A 2,307-nucleotide genomic window follows, 5' to 3' on the forward strand; every position below is an offset into this window, starting at 1 on the left:
CAAATGCTGCACCACCTCCAATAATCCCTTCCTCGCCCTCCTCCGGCTGGTGCGCCTTTGTGAATATGCCGTCTGAAACTCGGGGCTTCAGACGGCATTTTGTATCCAAACGGTAACTAATGTATCCGTACTTTGTTATAGAATGGCTGCTGTTTTTCTTCGTAATTAGAAATTGTCAAAATGGGCAAACATATTCTTTTAGGTGTAACAGGCAGTATTGCAACGTATAAGTCTTGCGAGTTGGTGCGGCTGCTGAAAAAACAGGGGCATTCGGTTACGGTGGTTATGAGCCGCTCGGCAACTGAATTTGTTTCTCCGCTGACTTTTCAGGCTTTGAGCGGCAATCCTGTGCTAACCGACACGCACGGTGGCAACGGGTCAAACGGTATGGAACATATCAACTTAACCCGGAATGCGGATGTTTTTCTGATTGCGCCGGCAAGTATGAATACCGTGGCAAAAATCTGTAACGGCGTGGCAGATAACCTACTGACCAATCTGGCAGCCGCACGGAAATGTCCTCTTGCCATCGCTCCTGCCATGAATGTGGAAATGTGGCTGAATCCTGCCAACCAACGGAATATCGCACAACTGGTTTCAGACGGCATTACTGTCTATATGCCGGGCTTGGGCGAACAGGCTTGCGGAGAAAATGGTATGGGAAGGATGCCGGAACCTGCCGAATTGCTGGACCTGCTTCCGGATTTATGGACACCGAAAATTTTAAAGGGCAAGAAAATCTTGATTACCGCAGGTGCGACATTTGAAGCCATTGACCCTGTCAGGGGCATCACAAATATTTCCAGCGGGAAAATGGGCGTAGCTTTGGCGCGGGCGTGCCGTGCCGCCGGTGCGGAAGTCAGCCTGATTTACGGGCAACTTCAAACCGAACTGCCTTTCGCCATATCCGATACGGTTCAAGCCGTCAGTGCCGAAGATATGCATCGCGCAGTGCATCGTTTAATCGACAAACAAGATGCTTTTATTTCTGTTGCCGCCGTCTCAGACTATAAGGTTAAAAACAGGAGTACGCAAAAATTCAAAAAAGATAAAAATGCCAAACCGTTATCCATCGAATTGGATGAGAACCCCGATATTTTGGCTTCTATTGCCTCATTGCCGAACCCGCCGTTCTGCATCGGTTTTGCCGCTGAAACGGAGAATGTAATGGCATATGCGCGGGAAAAACGTATTAAGAAAAAAATACCGGTGATCGTTGCCAATGATGTTTCAATCGCGATGGGCAAACCGACCAACCGGATTACCATTATCGGGGACGACGGGGAACTGTCTTTTCCCGAAACAAGTAAAGATGAAGCGGCAATGCGGATTGTTGAAAGGCTTGCCGTATATTTGAACAAATATGGGACAGATGAGGGCAGCTACTAAAGATTTATGGAAAACTATTGAACATGGACAAGTGCCCAAAAATCAATTTACTAATGAACAATTAATGAAGATTAAAGCAGGAAATGAAAAAATTCCTGGTTATACATGGCATCATAATGCGCAAAGCTCTCCTAATAATATGCAGTTAATTCCTAATAGTATTCATAAAGCTGTTAGGCATACCGGTCAAAAATCGTTAAAGAAAGATCTGTGAACATGGAAGAACTATCAATATCATCAGATGAGGGATTGGTTCTAATAAGAACAATTCAACAATTTGCTGAAGATGCAGGGGTCGTTTTTCCTGTTTCATATGTATCACTTCTTAGCAAACATGATCATTTATACCCTAAAGAAAATATTTTCAATTTTGTCAATCAATACGGTGAAAATGATGAAAGAGACATTTCATTTTTAGGGTATAAGCAAAATTTAGGCTATGAAGATATTTATAGCTATTCATGTATTGATGATGAATATGGGTATGCAAAAAAAGTGATTGCTTTTGGGATTTCAGCTAATGGCGATTATATCTGTTTTGATTACAGAAAATGCAATGAAAATCCATGTATCATTCTGATGTATCATGATGATTTTTATGAAGATGAGAATGGAGATACGAAAATGGTAACTAGCCATATTGCAGATAGTTTTGATGCCTTTTTGGATATGCTATATGAACTTTCAGATTAAGTGTGTAAGTTGAGTTGAAAACCCAACTAAATTAAAAAGATAGTCTGAAATCAGCAAGCCGTAGTCCATATGAAACCTAAACTCAACAAGTAGCGGGAATGCTCTAGAAAATACAATGACACTTGGTGCTGATGAATCCCCTAATGATTTTGGTAAAAATCATTAAGTTAAGGTGGATACACATCTTGTCATATGATCAAATGGTTTCGCGAAAAATCAATAATC

At 41.8% G+C, this 2,307-nt stretch carries 3 protein-coding genes; all 3 read left to right on the forward strand.

The genetic code is table 11. The features are described 5' to 3' along the window. The first annotated feature begins 180 nt into the window (after nucleotides 1-180). From coaBC to Q3O06_RS08835, 3 genes are read left to right on the forward strand one after another with little or no spacing between them, the layout of a single operon-like run. Nucleotides 181-1,389 (forward strand): bifunctional phosphopantothenoylcysteine decarboxylase/phosphopantothenate--cysteine ligase CoaBC, encoded by a 1,209-nt coding sequence (coaBC, locus tag Q3O06_RS08825; protein ID WP_301818469.1) that lies wholly within the window; start codon nucleotides 181-183, stop codon nucleotides 1,387-1,389. Then, nucleotides 1,364-1,603 carry an HNH endonuclease gene (locus Q3O06_RS08830; RefSeq protein WP_301818470.1) on the forward strand — a complete coding sequence of 80 codons (240 nt, stop codon included), beginning with the start codon at nucleotides 1,364-1,366 and terminating at the stop codon, nucleotides 1,601-1,603. The genes coaBC and Q3O06_RS08830 overlap by 26 nt, the downstream gene beginning before the upstream one ends. 2 nt (nucleotides 1,604-1,605) lie before the next feature. Continuing rightward, nucleotides 1,606-2,082: an SMI1/KNR4 family protein gene (locus Q3O06_RS08835; protein WP_301818471.1), complete on the forward strand. Its 477-nt coding sequence runs from the start codon at nucleotides 1,606-1,608 to the stop codon at nucleotides 2,080-2,082. Nucleotides 2,083-2,307 lie beyond the last annotated feature (225 nt).

The organism is Neisseria maigaei, assembly GCF_958267405.1.
GTDB classification, from domain to species: domain Bacteria; phylum Pseudomonadota; class Gammaproteobacteria; order Burkholderiales; family Neisseriaceae; genus Neisseria; species Neisseria bergeri.

What these genes read in the sequence shown, in the direction of transcription:
- Q3O06_RS08830 (WP_301818470.1), top strand. Translation starts at nt 1,364, where the DNA reads ATGGGACAGATGAGGGCAGCTACTAAAGATTTATGGAAAACTATTGAA.
- Q3O06_RS08835 (WP_301818471.1), top strand. Translation starts at nt 1,606, where the DNA reads ATGGAAGAACTATCAATATCATCAGATGAGGGATTGGTTCTAATAAGA.
- coaBC (WP_301818469.1), top strand. Translation starts at nt 181, where the DNA reads ATGGGCAAACATATTCTTTTAGGTGTAACAGGCAGTATTGCAACGTAT.